Annotated in this window: 13 protein-coding genes; 8 read left to right on the top strand and 5 right to left on the bottom strand. The window is 72.4% G+C overall.

The window, feature by feature from the left end:
• Positions 1-111 precede the first annotated feature (111 nt).
• The 4 genes from J2S55_RS19185 to J2S55_RS19170 all read left to right on the top strand — a co-directional run bounded on the left by J2S55_RS19185 (position 112) and on the right by J2S55_RS19170 (position 5410).
• The gene (locus tag J2S55_RS19185; protein WP_306862754.1) at positions 112-2166 is read left to right on the top strand and encodes an adenylate/guanylate cyclase domain-containing protein; all 2055 of its coding nucleotides are present in this window, start codon (positions 112-114) and stop codon (positions 2164-2166) included.
• A gap of 98 nt (positions 2167-2264) precedes the next feature.
• A complete protein-coding gene (locus J2S55_RS19180; protein ID WP_306862752.1) occupies positions 2265-2933 on the top strand; it encodes a Crp/Fnr family transcriptional regulator in 669 nt (222 codons plus the stop codon).
• A gap of 201 nt (positions 2934-3134) precedes the next feature.
• Complete coding sequence (locus J2S55_RS19175) at positions 3135-4622, top strand: MFS transporter (RefSeq protein ID WP_306862749.1); 1488 nt, start codon at positions 3135-3137, stop codon at positions 4620-4622.
• A gap of 242 nt (positions 4623-4864) precedes the next feature.
• On the top strand, positions 4865-5410 hold the full coding sequence (locus tag J2S55_RS19170; RefSeq protein ID WP_306862746.1) for a hypothetical protein: 546 nt from the start codon (positions 4865-4867) through the stop codon (positions 5408-5410).
• A gap of 12 nt (positions 5411-5422) precedes the next feature.
• Here J2S55_RS19170 and J2S55_RS19165 read toward each other — a convergent pair whose 3' ends face one another.
• Both J2S55_RS19165 and J2S55_RS19160 read right to left on the bottom strand, forming a co-directional pair.
• The gene (locus J2S55_RS19165; RefSeq protein ID WP_306862743.1) at positions 5423-6202 is read right to left on the bottom strand and encodes a methylenetetrahydrofolate reductase; all 780 of its coding nucleotides are present in this window, start codon (positions 6200-6202) and stop codon (positions 5423-5425) included.
• A 188-nt stretch (positions 6203-6390) separates the two neighbouring features.
• Complete coding sequence (locus J2S55_RS19160) at positions 6391-7065, bottom strand: TetR/AcrR family transcriptional regulator (RefSeq protein ID WP_306875484.1); 675 nt, start codon at positions 7063-7065, stop codon at positions 6391-6393.
• Positions 7066-7148: 83 nt separating this feature from the next.
• On the opposite strand from J2S55_RS19160, the gene J2S55_RS19155 reads away from it, so the two are divergent.
• On the top strand, positions 7149-8603 hold the full coding sequence (locus J2S55_RS19155) for an MFS transporter (RefSeq protein WP_306862740.1): 1455 nt from the start codon (positions 7149-7151) through the stop codon (positions 8601-8603).
• A 49-nt stretch (positions 8604-8652) separates the two neighbouring features.
• On the opposite strand, the gene J2S55_RS19150 is transcribed toward J2S55_RS19155, so the two are convergent.
• A complete protein-coding gene (locus J2S55_RS19150; protein ID WP_306875481.1) occupies positions 8653-10695 on the bottom strand; it encodes a PhoX family protein in 2043 nt (680 codons plus the stop codon).
• Between the two features lie 169 nt (positions 10696-10864).
• On the opposite strand from J2S55_RS19150, the gene J2S55_RS19145 reads away from it, so the two are divergent.
• Positions 10865-11320, top strand: coding sequence for a sterol carrier family protein (locus J2S55_RS19145; RefSeq protein ID WP_370879787.1), 456 nt, complete (start codon positions 10865-10867; stop codon positions 11318-11320).
• A 110-nt stretch (positions 11321-11430) separates the two neighbouring features.
• Here the strand turns inward: J2S55_RS19145 and J2S55_RS19140 are convergent, their stop codons facing one another.
• Positions 11431-12651, bottom strand: coding sequence for a hypothetical protein (locus J2S55_RS19140; RefSeq protein ID WP_306862735.1), 1221 nt, complete (start codon positions 12649-12651; stop codon positions 11431-11433).
• Positions 12652-13114: 463 nt separating this feature from the next.
• On the opposite strand from J2S55_RS19140, the gene purF reads away from it, so the two are divergent.
• Complete coding sequence (gene purF, locus J2S55_RS19135; protein ID WP_306862732.1) at positions 13115-14551, top strand: amidophosphoribosyltransferase; 1437 nt, start codon at positions 13115-13117, stop codon at positions 14549-14551.
• Positions 14548-15573, top strand: a complete 1026-nt coding sequence (purM, locus tag J2S55_RS19130; RefSeq protein WP_306862730.1) for a phosphoribosylformylglycinamidine cyclo-ligase — start codon at positions 14548-14550, stop codon at positions 15571-15573. The genes purF and purM overlap by 4 nt, the downstream gene beginning before the upstream one ends.
• 216 nt (positions 15574-15789) lie before the next feature.
• Here the strand turns inward: purM and J2S55_RS19125 are convergent, their stop codons facing one another.
• Positions 15790-16023 (bottom strand): DUF3073 domain-containing protein, encoded by a 234-nt coding sequence (locus J2S55_RS19125; RefSeq protein WP_306862727.1) that lies wholly within the window; start codon positions 16021-16023, stop codon positions 15790-15792.
• Between the last annotated feature and the right edge of the window lie 61 nt (positions 16024-16084).

Below are 16084 nucleotides of genomic sequence, written 5' to 3'. Positions count from 1 at the left end.
ATCGCGGCAGCCCGGTGCGCGATAATCGGACCGTTCGGGGGAATCCCGCCCGATGGGTGTGGACGGACGCGACAGGGAGCCCGCCGGGATCCCCAGACACGGAGGCCACCCGTGCCGACGAACGATCTCATGAGCACCTCGACCGAGGAGCGCCCCAGGTCCGAGCCGTATCTCCCTCCGGCGACCCAGCCGGTCCGCGCGGTGGTCTGGGCGATCCACCTGGCACTGCCCATGCTCGGGCTCTGGCTGCTGCTGGCCAACCATGACGACCTGAACGGTAAGTGGCATGACAACCTCAGCCATTTCTGGCTGATCATCGCCGTGGCGGGGATCAACGTGGTCCTGGGCGTCATGATCGGTCAGGCGTCGGCCCGGCGGGCCGACGCCCGGCTGCTGCTGGTCTCGCTGGTCTTCCTGAGCAGCGCGGGCTTCTTCCTGATGCACGGCCTGGCCACGCCGAAGATCATCCTTGGGAAGGGGACCTACGGCTTCGACCTCTCCCAGCCGGTCGGACTCCTCGTCGCCTCGGTCTTCGCGGCCGTCTCGGCCCTGCCGCTCAGCGAGCGGGCGGCCCGGGCCGTGCTGGGAGCGCAGATCTGGCTCCGCGGCGGGCTCGCCGCGCTGCTCGCTCTCTGGGGTGCCGCCTCGCTGGTGCCGGGCCTCACCGCGCTGAGCGCCCCGGCTCCCGGGGCCGGCGCCGGTCTCGGAGGGGCCGAGCTGGCCGGGGTCGCCCTCTACTCGGTGGCGGCCGTGATGATGTTCCGGCTCCACCGCAGGCGTCCGGCCGCCATGCTGGTCAGCCTCATCACCGCCTACGCGCTGCTCGCCGAGGCGATGGTCGCCGGGATGTTCCGCCACAACTGGCACATGTCGTGGTGGCTGTGGCACCTGCTGCTGACCCTGGCCTTCGTGTTCGTCGCCTACAGCGCCCACCTGCAGTTCCGGCGGGAGGGCACCGGCGCGGGAGTGTTCGACTCGGTAGCCCTGTCGGCGACCGTTCTGAGGATCAGGGCCGAGTACGAAGACGCCCTGGAGGAGCTCGTCGGCCATCTCCGGCGCCGGGCCGAGACCAGGGTCCCGGTCGCGACGAGGTTGGCGGGCAAGTTCGGGCTCACCGAGGGGCAGGCGGCGGTGCTCGACCGGGCCGGCGAGGCGCTGGCCAACGAGCGCGAGCTGTCCGAACGGCTGGCCGCCCTGGTCGACACGGGCAGGCAGGCCCGCGTGGGACTGCCCGAGCGGGAGCTGCTGACCCAGGCCCTGGACCGGGTACGGCAGGCCTACGGCGACGTGCGCATGACGCTGGTGGCGGACGGGCGGGTCGCCATGGGGTCCAGGGAGTACGGCCCGGCGGACTTCCCCGGCGGCGAGCCCGTCCGGCTCGGCGGCGCGGTCGTCCATCCGCTGACCGTGAAGGGACAGCTCGCCGGCGCGCTGGAGGTGCCGGTGGGCAGGACCCCGCAGGACGAGGCGCTCGCCGCCACGCTGGCGGGCCAGCTGTCCATCGCCCTGGAGAACGCCCGGCTCTACCAGGAGCTGTCCACCCTGTTCCGGCAGTACATGTCCCCGGACGTGGCCAACTCCCTGCTGGCCGACCCCCGGACGGCGGCGCTCGGCGGCGAGCTGGTCGAGCTGACCGCGCTCTTCGCCGACCTGAAGGGCTTCACGAGCTTCTCCGAACGGTCCGCGCCCGGGGAGATCGTCGAGATGCTGAACCGCTATCACACGGCGGCCGTGCCCATCATCCTCAGCCACGGGGGCACGATCGTGCAGTTCGTGGGAGACGCGCTGCTGGCGCTGTTCAACGCGCCCGCCCCGCAGCCGGGGCACGCCACCGCCGCGGCCAGGGCGGCCCTGGCCATGCAGGAGGCGGCCGAGGAGATCGCCGCCGGGACGGCGGGCTACCCCCGGTTCAGGATCGGGATCAACACCGGCCTCGCGCTGGTCGGCAACATCGGCAGCCCCGAGCTGCGCGGGTTCAACGCGATGGGCGACTGCGTGAACGTGGCCGCCCGGCTGGAGGGCATCGCCGAACCCGGTACCGTCGTGATCGGCCAGAGCACCCTCGACCAGATCGCCCCCCGTCCCAGGGTCCGCTCCCTGGGCGAGCTCTCCCTCAAGGGCAAGGAACAGCCCGTCCACGCGTACGTGCTGTCCGGCCTGCCCTAGCGGTCCGTCGTCCGCGACAGCCGTACAGCCCGCGCAGCTCATACAGCCCGCTCCGCACAGCCCGCACAGCCCGCAACCGACATCGCCAGGAGGTGCCCGTGAGCCCTACCCCCGAGCCGGGCGAGTTCGCCAGCCTGCTCACAGCCGACGAGGTCACCGCGCTGCACGCGGCCGGCCGTCCCCGGCGCTGGGACCGGGGTGCGGTGGTGTGCACCGAGGGCGACGTCGCCGACTGGGTGCTCCTGCTGACGTCCGGCCGGGTCAAGGTCTCCTCGCACACCGCCGGCGGGACCGAGGTGATCCTGGCCGTACGCGGGCCGGGCGCGCTGCTCGGCGAGTTCGCCGCCCTGGACGGCCTGCCCAGGTCGGCCACGGTCACCGCGCTGGAGCCGGTCGAGGGGATCGCGGTCCGCGACTTCTCCGGTTACCTGCAGGAGCACGGCCGGGTGGCCGTACTGCTCATGCGGACGCTGATCGGCAAGATGCGCGACTCCGACCGCAAGCGGATCGAGTACGGCGCGTTCGACACCACGGGCCGGGTGGCGACCCGGCTGGTCGAGCTGGCCGAGCGGTACGGCGAGCCGGTCAACGGCGGGGTGCGGGTGACGCTGCCGCTCTCCCAGGACGAGCTGGCCGGCTGGACCGGGGCCTCCCGCGAGGCGGTCAGCAAGGCGCTGCGCTCGCTGCGGGACCGCGGCCTGATCGAGACCGGCCGCCGCCGAGTGATCATCCATGACATGGAGGGCCTCCGCAGAAGGGCCCGCTGAGACCGTCCGTCCACCGGGGTACCGCACCCCGGTGGACTGCCTCAGCGCGGCCGTCCCCGCCGGCCAGGCAGCCAGGCGGTTGGACCGTCAGGCCGTCAGGCGGCCGGACATAGATATGGACACGCGACCGGTCTACCGGGGCGTGTGCCCGGCGGCCGATCTCCCTCGGGGCCGGGGGCCGCGTGCGTCAGACTGGGGCGCATGGTCTCCATCCCCCAGGACCTGCCCGGCTCCCCCGAATACGTCTCCAGGCTCCGTTACGCGTGGCGGGTCTGCTCGGTCACCAGCCTCGGCCTGGTGCTGATCGGCATCTCCGGGAGCACCCTGAACGTCGCACTCCCCGCCGTGGTCAGGCACTTCCACGCCGACGCGTTCGCCGCGGGATGGATCCTGCTGGCGTTCCTGCTCGTCAACACCGCGACCCTGGTGTTCTTCGGCCGGGTGGCCGACCTGCTCGGCCGTAGGGAGGTATACCTCGCGGGGTTCGCCCTTTTCACGGTGGGATCGCTGCTGGCGGGGTTGTCGCCCGGCGTCTGGTTCCTGATCGCGATGCGGGCGGTGCAGGCCGTCGGAGCCGCCATGATCCTGGCCAACGGGACCGTGATGATCACCGACGCCTTCCCGCCCGACCGCCTCAGCCAGGGCATGGGCGTCTACATCGGCACCCTCTCGGTCGCCCAGCTCGCCGGCCCGACCCTGGGCGGACTGATCGCCGAGACCGCCGGCTGGCAGTGGATCTTCTGGGTGAACGTGCCCGCCGGGCTGATCGCTTTCGTCTGGGGCTCCTTCACCCTCCGCCGGGTCGCCCGGGGGCCACGCGAGCCGGTGGACGCCTCCGGCAACCTGATCGTCTTCGCCATGCTGTCGGCCGCGCTCATCGCCCTCTCCGAGGCGGGCTCGCGGGGCCTGTCCAGCCCGACCGTGATCGTCGGCGCCGCCGTCTCGGTGGCCCTCGTCCCGGCCCTGATCATCGTGGAGCGCAGGGCGTCGCACCCCGTGCTCAACGTGCGGCTCTTCGGTGAGCGCATGCTGGCCTTCGCCAACCTCGCCTCGTTCTGCAACGCGCTGGCCCGCGCGGCGCTGATCCTGCTCGCCGCCCTCTACTTCCAGGCGGCCAGGGGCGTCGACGCCGTCACCGCCGCCCTGGGCGTGCTCCCGGTCCCGGTCGGCATGGCCCTGGCCTCCCCGTCCGCGGGCTCCCTCGGCCGCCGCGTCGCCCCCTACGCGCTGTCGGTCGGGGGCTCGCTGCTGAGCGCGGCGGGGCTCGGCGTCCTGGCCCTGAACACCGACCCCGCCACGCCGTACTGGATCATCGGGGTGGGCCTGTTCCTGTGCGGCTGCGGCAGCGGCACCTTCCTCACCGGCAACACCACCCAGGTCATGACCGCCCTGCCGGCCGGGAGCCTCGGTCTGGTGAACGGCTTCCGGCTGATGATCATGAATGTCGGGATCGTGCTCAGCGTCGCCCTCACCCTGAGCGTCCTGACCAGCTCGGTCAGCGCCGAGCTGCGCGGCCAGGTCTACGAGGGCACGCTGTCACGCATGTCCCCTGTCGCGGTGGACCAGCTCATGGACGGCTTCCGGAAGACCTACGCCGTCCTGTTCGCCGTCGCCCTCGTGGGCGCCCTGATGTCCGCGCTGGCCCGGGCGCGGGCCGCGCCGCCCGGACAGGACCCGGCTCCGCGGTAGCGGGCCCGGCGGGGCGGACTCCCGCATCGGCGCGCCGCCCCGTCCTCCGGGCCGGCGTGGCGGGCGGCCGCCTCAGCGTGGCGTCCCGCCCGGCGCGACGCGGTCGGCATAATGAGATCGACAACCTGGTCAGAGCGGTCCCACCGGGACCGCCTCAGCCATCCCTCCCCCGTCACCCGCGCTCCGTCGCCCGGCGGGCACCTGCCGCCGGCGCCCGGGCGTCCGTCCGGCAGGAGGAGCAGGTGCGTTCCGTCATCGGGTTGGGAGTGACCGCCGCTCTCGTGATGGGCCCGGGTCTCCCGGCCACGGCCTCCCCTCCGTCACCGGCGGGCATCGGGGCGGTCACCCCGCCACCGGCGGGCATCGGGGCGGTCACCCCGCCACCGGCGGGCATCGGGGCGGTCACCGGCGACCACATCCCCGCCGAGCTGAAGAACCGCACGTCGCTCCGGGTCCTGCCGGAGTGGCCCCGCCAGAACAACAACGTCCGGATATTCGTGCACTGCCCCCCTACCTCGAACCACGCGATCATCGGCTCCACCGCGTTCACCCTCAAGGGCTCGACGCGGATCTACCGGGAGGTGGGGCTGGGGCTGTCCGACAGGGGCCTCGGACGCCGCGCCGTCTCCATCTCCTACTACGCCCTCCCGGGACGTCACGAGGTCTGCATGAAGTGCGTGAAGGTCACCATCGACGAACAGACCCGGATCAGGAAGATCCGGGTGATCAGCCGTTACTCCGTCCCCCTCCAGGTGCGCAGGTTCGACATCGGCCAGTTCTTCGACTGACCGGGGCCGTGCTCAGAGGGCGCCGCTCAGCCGGGACTCGACCTCGCGGTAGCGGGCCACCGGGATCAGGTGGACGCCGTCGAAGGCGCCCGAGTCACGGATGCGCAGCACCTGCTCGCAGGCGGCCTCGACGCCGGCGAGGCGGTCGGCCGCGACCCGCTCCACCAGGTCGGCGGGGATGTCGATGTCGGGGATCGCGGCGGCCAGGCGGCGGGCGTGGTTCTCGCTGGCGATGACCATCACCCCCGCGTAGACCGGCACGTCCACGGGGTTGGCCTCACGCCACCGGAGCAGCGCCTCGACCGAGAAGCTGACCTGGACGAACATGAAGTCGGCCGCGCGCTTCCAGGCGGGCAGCGGACGCAGCGCGGCGGCGGTGCCGACCCGGAAGGCGGGTGTCTGGGCGAAGGCGGGATCCTCACCGAGGGAGCGCACCTCGTCGATCATCGAGCGCACGGTGAGGTCACTGGTCCGGTTGCCCGAGCCGGGCTTGTCCCCGTAGATGAACAGGAACTGGTCGACCCCGTAGGCGGCGGCGGTGAGCAGATCGCGGCGGAACCCCAGCAGGTTGCGGTCACGGGAGTTGAGGCACGCGATGCTGCTCCCGCCCATCGCCTGGACCTCGTGCGCGACGGCGACGCTGGAGACCGTGGCCCGGCCGATGTGGTTGTCCGGGATCAGGAACGAGTGCGCGATCTTGCTGAGCGTGCCGATCTGGTGCCGGACATGCTTGAGGTCGGGGCGGGTCGGCGGCTCGACCTCGCAGACGAGTTCAAACGGACGATCAGTCATGTCGATCAAGTTACGGGGCCGGGTCCCCATCTGCCAGCCGCCTGATTGCTCCGTCACCCGGGGCCGGGCGTCACCCGCCCGGCCCGCCGCACCGTCCGGTCAGCCCGGGGTCCGGGCGGCGAGGAGTCCGGTCACCGTACGGCCCGCCCGCCGCACGGTCCGGTCACCGTACGGCCCGCACGGTCCGGTCAGCCCGGGGTCCGGGCGGCGAGGAGGCGGGCCGCCATGGCCTCGACGCCGGCCGTCAGGATGTCGACGCCGAAGGTGTCGTAGAGCTCGGCCGGGCCGCCCTCGGCGAGGGGGGCGGCCATCTTCACGATGTGCGGGTAGGTGTCCGGCGGCAGCGACTGGAGGGTGACGCGCTTGAGGCGCAGGCGCTCGGCCGCGTCCGGCTCCGACATGCCGGGACGGCGGTTCATCGGGCCGGCGGCCAGGGCGATCGCGCCCTGGAGCAGGTATTTCGAGATCAGGCAGCTCTCCTCGGGGGAGAACCTCGCCCGCTCGCACAGGCCGAGGGCGGTGTCCCACACCCGCAGGAAACTCGGCACGGCCATGTGGTCCACCTCCTCCAGCACGGGCGCCGCGCACGGGTAGCGCCGCAGCACCTTGATCAGGCCGATGACCAGCTCGCGGAGCTGCTCCTGCCACGGCCTGGCGGGGTCCCCGGTGACCACGAACCCCTCGATCAGGTGGTCGGCCATCCCGATGATCAGCTGTTCCTTGTTCTTGAAGTGCCAGTAGAGCGCCATCGGGGTCACCCCGAGCTCCTGGGCCAGTCGCCTGATGGTCACGGCCTGGAGACCTTCGGCCGAGCCGATCTCCAGTGCCTGCTCGACGACGGCCTCACGGGTCAGTTTTCCCATCACGCTTGACAACTATACGCCGTACACGTTCCACTATCCACCGTACATGTACGCCGTACAAGTACACCGTAGAGGGAGTCGGAGTGACGGATAACCGCAAGTGGTGGGCGCTGGGAGCGATCTCGCTGGCCACTTTCATGACCTATCTGGACAACAACGTGGTCAACGTCGCGCTGCCCACGATCCAGCGGGACCTGGGGCTGAGCATCTCGGGGCTGGAATGGATCGTGAGCGGCTACATCCTGGTCTTCGCCGGGCTGATGCTGGTCGGCGGGCGCCTGGCGGACGTCTTCGGACGGCGGCGGATCTTCATGATCGGCCTCGGGGTGTTCACGGTGGCGTCGCTCGCCGCCGGGCTGGCCACGGACGGCACCGCCCTGATCGCCGCCCGTGCGGCGCAGGGCGTCGGCGCCGCCTTCCTGACGCCCACCGCGCTCGCCCTGCTCACCTCGGTCTTCCCCGACCCCCGGGAGCGCGCGACGGCGGTCGGGCTGTGGAGCGCGGTCGGCGCGCTGGCCCTGGCCCTCGGCCCGCTGACCGGCGGGTTCATCAGCGAACGGTGGGACTGGGGCTGGATCTACCTGATCAACGTGCCGCTCGGGGCCCTGACCTTCGCGCTCGGGCTGTGGGCGATCAGGGTGGCCCCGCAGGACCGGGTACGGCACGGCCTGGACGTCTCGGGGCTGGTGACGTCCAGCCTGGCGCTGTCCGCGCTGACGTACGCGCTCATCGAGGGCGACGGCGCGGGCTGGACCTCGCCGGAGATCCTGGGCGCGTTCGGCCTCGCGGTGGCGTCGGCCGCGACGTTCGTGGTGATCGAGATCAGGAGCCGGGAGCCGATGATCGACCTGTCGCTGTTCCGGTCCCGGGTCTTCAGCGGGGGCGCGCTGTCGATGGGGCTGTGGTCGTTCGGGGTGTTCGGGATCTACTTCTTCACCGCGCTGTACCTGCAGAACGCGCTGGGCTTCTCACCGATGGAGGCCGGGATCTCGTTCGTGCCCATGGCGCTGGTGATGGCCGTGACCGCGGCCCTGGCCCCGCGGATCAGCGCCGTACTCGGGACCGCGCGGACCGTGGCCGCCGGGCTCCTGCTGATGGCCGTGGCGGTGTTCGGGATCTCCTTCGTCGGTGAGGGCGGCGCGTTCGGGGACCTGCTGCCGTGGTTCCTGGTCTACGGGCTGGGCGGCGGGCTGCTGGTGCCGCTCACCACGGCCGTCCTGGGCACGCTGCCCACCGGCCGCGCCGGGGTGGCCGCGGGCGTCCTGAACGTCTCGCGGGAGATCTTCGGCCTGCTCGGGATCACCGTTCTCGGGGCGATCCTCAGCGGCCGGCAGACCTCCCTCCTCCAGGACGGAGCCGGGCCGCCGGCGGCCTTCCTCTCCGCCTACCAGTCCACCCTGGTCATCGCGGCGGCCATCGTGCTGGTGGGCGTGCCGGTCAGCCTGTTCTCCCTGCGGACCCCCCGGACCCCCAAGAGCCAGGAGATCCAGGAGAGCCCGGGGACCGCCGTCGAGCGCCCCGCCGTACCGGTGGCGTGAGACAGGCCGGAGGTGCCGCCCGCGCCCGGCGCGGGCGGCACCGGAGAGATCAGGAGCCGATCTTCTTGCCCTGTCGGTGCCAGGCCACCACGACGGACGGGCGGGGCTGGCTGGTGCCGCCGTCGGGCCAGTGGCTGGTGGGGGCCTCCGGGGTGGCCCCGTTGGTCTCGCCGGGGTGCTGGACGGCCACGAAGACGCTGCGCTGGTCGGGGCTGACCAGCGGACCGCAGGTCTCGGCGCCGACCGGGACGCTCAGGAACTGGCGGAGGTGGCCGCGCTCGGAGCCGCGGACCGGCATCACGAACAGGCCGTCGTTGGCGCCGAGCTGGTTGCCGTCGGTGGAGATCCAGAGGTTGCCGTCGGCGTCGAAGGTGACGTTGTCCGGGCAGGAGATCGGCGAGACCTTGGTCTTGTCGAACCCGCCGAAGTAGGTCGAGGGGTCGCCGGGGTCGCCGCAGACCAGCGGCAGGGACCAGGCGAAGGTCGTGGCGCCGGCGTCGTCACGGCGCTCGGTGATCTCCAGGATGTGGCCGTGCTTGTTCGACGGGCGCGGGTTGGCCTCGTCCACCTGGGCCGGGGTCCGGTTGGAGTTGTTGGTCAGGGCGACGTAGACGCCGCCGGTGACCGGGTTGCGCTCCACGTCCTCGGGACGGTCCATCTTGGTCGCGCCGACCTTGTCGGCCGCCAGGCGGGTGTAGACGAGGACTTCCTGGGCGGACATCCCCGGCACGTGCGAGACGTCCCCGGTGACCAGCGGGATCCACTCGCCGGAGCCGTCGAAGCGGCCGTCGGCGGGGAGCTTGCCGGTGCCGTCGATCTCGGCGGCCGGGCTGTCGCCGGTGAACCTGGCCACATACAGCGTGCCCTCGTCCAGCAGCGTCCGGTTGTGCCGGTCGAAGCCGGGGATGTAGCGCTTCTTCGAGACGAACTTGTAGACGTACTCGAAGCGGGAGTCGTCTCCCATGTAGGCCACGACCCGGCCGTCCCTGGCCAGCGAGGTGGTGGCGCCCTCGTGGGCCAGCCGGCCGAGGGCGGTGCGCTTGACCGGGGTGGAGTCGGGGTCGAACGGGTCGATCTCCACGATCCAGCCGAACCGGTTGACCTCGTTGGGGTGCTTGGCCAGGTCGAAGCGCTCCTCGACCCGGTCGAACCGGCGGTTGCCGCTCGGGATGCCGACCGTGGCGCTCACGCCGTAGCGGGTGAGGGACGGCTTCTGCGTCTCGGGCACGCCGTTGCCGTTGACGAAGTACTGGTTGAAGTTCTCCTCGCCGCTCAGCACCGTCCCCCACGGGGTGGTGCCGCCGGCGCAGTTGTTGAGCATGCCGATCGGCCTGGTGCCCGCCGGGTCGGCGGCGGTCCTCAGCAGGTCGCTCCCGGCGGCCGGGCCGCTGAAGGCCATCGGGGTCTGCGCGGTGACCCGCCGGTTGTAGCGGCGGCGGCCCCGCGTGACCAGCGTCCACCGGCCCGACCGGCCCGCCCGCTCGACCTCGACCACCGAGCCGCCGTGCGCGGCCAGCGCGATTTTGATCTGCTCCTCGGTCGCGGTGTCGCCGCCCTTGTAACCGCGGAACATCAGGTTCTCGTCGGTGTACTCGTGGTTCACCCAGAGCAGGCCGCGCTGCTGTCCCAGCGGGAAGAACGTCACGAAGTCGCAGTTGTAGCCGAACTGGGCGGCCTGCGCGGCGGCGGTCTGGTTCTCGAAGTCGAAGGCCGGGGCGTCGGGCAGCACCGGGTCGCCCCAGCGGACCACGGGCGCCGCCTCGTAGCCCTCGGGGACCGTCACCTTGTCGTCGGTGTTCGGCGGGACGGCGGTGAAGCGGGGGGCGCCGCCGTGGCGGTCGCCGCCGGAGAGGGCGGCCTGCGCCGCCTCCGGGTCCGGGTCGGCGGCGGCCGGGGCCGCCGTGGCGATCCCCACGCCGGCCGCGAGCGCGCCGAGCGCGCCGGCCCGCAGCACGCCCCGCCGGGACATCGCCTCGGCGACCACGTCGCCGAAGTAGGCGTTGTCGCTGGTGTTCAGCACGTCGTGGGCGCACTGGTTGCCGCACCGGAACTGGCAGGTGAGCGCGCTACGTCCACCCTTGTGGGGGCTCATGAGCAGCGGGAGCGGTCTGCGCGGCGACAGGTTCGCCACAGGGTCCTCCAAGGGTGTGCGCGGTCGTTCCGGCCGAGACGCTATGTGGACAAGTAGAACCTGCGGTGAACGACGTTTGCCCGTGTGATGAACCATATGTCGCAATCAGCCGTGGCCCCGGACGGGCATGATGGAGTGCGTGCCACCTCACAAGCCCGATCCCGCCAAGGTCCGCGCCGCGCTGGACGCCCAACTGACCGCACTCGACGAGCCGTCCTACGACGGGCCCGGCGACCTTCCGGCGCTGCTGGCGGCCTGTGTGCCGGTGGTCCTGCGGGCCTACGGGCGGCAGATCCGTCCGGAGCGGGAGATCGCGCGCTTCGCCGTACGGCACCTGCTGGACCGCCTGGCCGAGGCCGCGCCCGGCCGGACCGTCGAGGTCCGCGTCCCCCCGTACGCGGCGGTGCAGTGCGTGGCGGGCCCCAGGCACACGCGGGGCACCCCGCCCAACGTGGTGGAGACCGACGCGCGGACCTGGCTGGAGCTGGCCACCGGACGGCTGGCGTGGGCCGAGGCGGTGGCGGCCGGGAAGGTCGCCGCGAGCGGCGCCCGGGCCGACCTGTCGGAGCACCTGCCGGTGCCGTAGCCGCCCGCCCGGCGCCCCGGACCGGCGCCGTTCCCGAGGGCCCCGCCGTCCCGGGCCGGTGCCGGCAGCCCGGGGACAGCGCGGCGGGCGGCGCGCTCCGCGGAACAGGCTCAGGTCTGGACGCCGAACTTGTCCTCGATGCAGCGCTGCTGGAGCTCGGGAGGCAGGTTCGCACAGTCACCGATCTTGCTGTAGAGCCAGGCCAGCAGGACCACGGCGATGATCAGGGTCAGGGCGCTCAGGGCGATGCCCACCCAGGCGCGGCCGCGGTTGGAGTTCTTGGCCACCGCGACGATGCCGATGATCAGTCCGACGACGGCCGTCAGCGCGCCCAGGCCGCACACGACGAGCAGGAAGAGGCTCACGATGCCGAGCACCAGCGCCGTGGTGCCGAGCCCGCCGCCCTCCTTGCGCGGCCCTTCCTGCCCCGGATAGGCCGGGTACGGTGTGCCCGGATAGGCGGGGCCTCCCGGGGGCGGCCCCTGGTACGGCTGGCCGGGCTGGTACGGCTGACCCGGCTGGTAGGACGGGCCGGCCTGGGACGGGTAGGACGGGCCGCCGGCCGGTGGGGTGGGGGGCGGCTGCCGGGACGGATCGACCGGCTCCTCCGGCCGGGCGGCGTGGACGCCGGTGTAGGGCGGAGCGCCGTAGGCGCCGCCGGAGACGTCTCCGGCGGAGGGCTCCTCCCCGGCGGGTCCGGGCCGCTCGCCGGGAGCGGCGCCGTACGGGCCGCCTGGCGGCGGCTCGGGCTGGGAGCCGCCGACGGGCTGCTCGGGAGCGCGCCGCGGGGTCGAGGGGAACCCCTCGGAAGGCGTCGGCGGGTCGTAGCGTGAGGGCTGGGCGGCGCTCGGCGGCACGGCCGCGCCCTCCCCACCCCTGTCGTCCCCGCCCGAGGTCGTCCCCTCCGAGGCGCTCTCCCAGCCCGGGTAGGCGGGCGGGGTGGCGCCCGGGACCGGGTAGGCGGGCGGAGCCTCCGCCCCCGGGGTGACCGGCGGCTCGAACGTCTCGGTGGCGTCCGGGTCCGCCTGGACCGGCTTGGGGACCTCCGGCGCGGTGGGCACGTCCGGATGTCCCGGCAGCACCGGCTCCTCGGGCGTGGAGACCGGCTGCCCCGGCGGGGTCTCGCCGGGACCGGCGGGCCGGGGGGACCACGGGGCGGGCTCCTCCGGCTCCTCGGGCTCCGACGGCCACCGCCCGGCCTGGGCGACGGGCTCCGACGGCCATCCTCCGGACGGCGTCACGCGCTCGGACGGCGACACCGGCTCGGACGGCGTCACGCGCTCGGACGGCGACACCGGCTCGGACGGCGTCACGCGCTCGGACGGCGACACCGGCTCAGATGGTGGCTGGGCGGAGGGACCGGCGGGCCCGGACGGGGGCTGCCCGCTTGAGGACGTGGGTTCGGGCGACGGACGTGGGGTCTCGGCGGGATCGGGCGCCGACCACGTGGAGGGGTCATCCGGGCGGAAAACGGTCTGGTCGGAGCCGGGGGCGGCCGGCTCGCTCGGAACGGCCGCGTCTTCGGAGATTCCGGAGGACTCCGGACCCGTCCCCTCCTGCTCGGATCGCCGGTCCCGGGGCTCGCGCCGCGGGTCAGGCTGGTTAGGGTCCTCAGGTGTTGTCACGTCTGTTCTCCCGACGCATAGGCATGCCGGATACCTCACACTCCCCCGCCGCCATGCGATGAAACAGACCGACACGGCAAAACCCCGACGATTGTTCGGCCAAAGTGGGACAACGGTAGACCTGGCCCCGGGGTGCGAGCAGCGAAGAGGCCGACCTAGACTGAAGCACGTGCTGAAGGGCGACGGCCATCTGAGCCATGACCTTGATCCCCATGACCGGCCCCCGAAGGACGCATGTGGCGTCTTCGGCGTCTGGGCACCAGGGGAGGAAGTCTCCAAACTCACCTACTACGGGCTGTACGCGTTGCAGCACCGCGGTCAAGAATCCGCGGGCATCGCGGTCAGCGAGGGCAGCCGGATCCTCGTCTACAAGGACATGGGCCTGGTGGCCCAGGTCTTCGACGAGTCGATCCTCGGGACCCTCCGCGGCCACCTGGCCGTCGGTCACTGCCGCTACTCGACCACCGGGTCGAGCGTCTGGGAGAACGCCCAGCCGACGCTCAGTTCGACCGAGGACGGCGGGCTCGCGCTCGCCCACAACGGAAACCTGATCAACACTCCGGAGCTGGCCCGGCGCCTGGCCCCGGGCGCGACCAGGGCGACCACCGACACCGAGGTCCTGGCGTCGCTGCTGGCCCAGGACCGCAGCCAGTCCATCGACGACGCCGCCGCCGAGCTCCTGCCGCAGGTCAAGGGCGCCTACTCGCTCGTCTTCATGAACGAGAAGACGCTCTACGCGGCCCGTGACCCGCAGGGCATCCGCCCGCTGGTGCTGGGCCGGCTGGAGCGCGGCTGGGTCGTCGCCTCCGAGACCGCCGCCCTCGACATCGTGGGCGCCACCTTCGTCCGGGAGATCGAGCCCGGCGAGCTGATCACCATCGACGAGCGCGGCGTGCGGTCCCGCAAGTTCGCGCTGGCCGAGCCCAAGGGCTGCCTGTTCGAATACGTCTACCTGGCCCGCCCCGACACCACGATCGCCGGGCGCAGCGTGCAGAGCACCCGCGTCGAGGTCGGCCGCGTGCTGGCCCGCGAGCACCCGGTCGAGGCCGACCTGGTCATCCCGACCCCGGAGTCCGGCACCCCCGCCGCCGTGGGCTACGCCGAGGAGAGCGGGATCCCGTACGGCCAGGGCCTGGTCAAGAACTCCTACGTCGGCCGGACCTTCATCCAGCCGTCCCAGACGATCCGCCAGCTCGGCATCCGGCTCAAGCTCAACCCGCTGAAGGAAGTCGTCGCGGGCAAGCGTCTGGTCGTCGTGGACGACTCGATCGTGCGCGGCAACACCCAGCGGGCGATCGTCAAGATGCTGCGTGAGGCCGGCGCGCGGGAGGTCCACGTCCGGATCTCCTCTCCCCCGGTCTCCTGGCCGTGCTTCTACGGCATCGACTTCGCGACCCGGGCCGAGCTGATCGCCGGTTCGCTCAGCGTGGAGGAGATCCGTGCCTCGCTCGGCGCCGACTCCCTCGGATACATCTCGCTGGAGGGCCTGACCCAGGCCACCACGATCCCCGCCGAGCGGCTCTGCCGAGCCTGCTTCGACGGCGTGTATCCGATCGCCATCGACCGTGACAACGTGGGCAAATACGTCCTGGAGGCCAAGCTGTGACCAGCTATGCAGCTGCCGGCGTGGACATCGACGCGGGCGAGCGCGCCGTCGAGCTGATGAAGTCGAAGGTCGCCCGGTCCCGGCGGCCCGAGGTCGTCGACGACGCCAGCGGCTTCGCCGGTCTCTTCGACGCCTCGGCCCTGCTGGGCTACCGGCGGCCCCTGCTGACCACCTCGACCGACGGGGTGGGCACCAAGGTCATGCTGGCGCAGGCGCTCGGCAAGCACGACACGATCGGCATCGACCTGGTCGGCATGGTCGTGGACGACCTGGTGGTCTGCGGCGCCGAGCCGCTGTTCATGACCGACTACATCGCCTGCGGGAAGGTCGTCCCCGAGCGGATCGCCGAGATCGTGGGCGGCGTCGCCGAGGGCTGCCGTCTGGCGGGCTGCGCCCTGATCGGCGGCGAGACGGCCGAGCACCCCGGGGCGATGGGCGCCGACGAGTACGACCTGGCGGGCGCCGCCACCGGCGTGGTCGAGGCCGAGAAGATGCTCGGCCGGGACCGGGTCCGCGAGGGCGACGTGGTGCTGGCGCTGGCCTCCTCCGGCGTGCACTCCAACGGCTACTCGCTGGTCCGGCACATCATCAAGCTCGCCGGGCTCTCCCTGGAGGCCGAGCTCGCCGAGCTGGGCCGGACCCTGGGCGAGGAGCTGCTGGAGCCGACCAGGATCTACTCCCTCGACTGCCTGGAGCTGGCCCGCGCGCTCGACGTGCACGCCTACGCGCACATCACCGGCGGCGGCCTGGAGGGCAACCTGTCACGCTCCCTGCCGCCGACGCTGGACGCGCTGCTGGACCGCTCGTCCTGGACCCCGCCGGCCGTCTTCGAGGTGCTCGCGGGGCACGGCAAGGTGGCCCAGGCCGACATGGACCGCACCTTCAACCTGGGGGTGGGGATGGCGGCGATCGTCCCGCCGGAGGCCGTCGACCCGGCTCTGGCCCTGCTCAAGGAGCGCGACCTGCCGGCCTGGGTGCTCGGCGAGATCGTCCCCGGCACCGGCCGGGCGCACTACCGCTAGCCCGCCGCACGGGGCGCCGGTCACCATCGTCCGGCGCCCCTCGGCACGGGTGCGGACCGCCCGGCGTCCGGCCGTGCCGCGTCTTCCGGATCAGGGGTGGGAACGCCGAAAAGCGCCCCGGCTCACCGGAGCGCTTTCAAAGACCGACCCGCGCGGAGAAACACCCGGCGGCTCTCAGCCACCGGGTGTCCTGCTCGTGCTCAACCTGAAGCTCGCCTAGCGGCGGCCGGGCGCGCCTTCGTCCCGGTCGTCTCCGGAACCGAAGTCATCGGCGTAATCGGCATACCGATCCGCCAGTTCATCGTAGGAGTCGTCGGCGTCGTCATTGTGGTTGGAGTCGTCTCTGACTCCGAGCTCGTCGCGAAGACGCTCAAGATCAGTGCCACCGCTGTTGTACTTCAGCTGGCGAGCAACCTTGACCTGCTTGGCCTTTGCTCGGCCGCGCCCCATTGGCTCGACCCCCTCGTGTGGGGTCGTGCCCGACCCCTCGTCGCTAACGCACCACGCACTG

This window comes from Streptosporangium brasiliense, from assembly GCF_030811595.1.
GTDB classification, from domain to species: domain Bacteria; phylum Actinomycetota; class Actinomycetes; order Streptosporangiales; family Streptosporangiaceae; genus Streptosporangium; species Streptosporangium brasiliense.
This window is presented reverse-complemented; position numbering and strand designations above follow the sequence as displayed.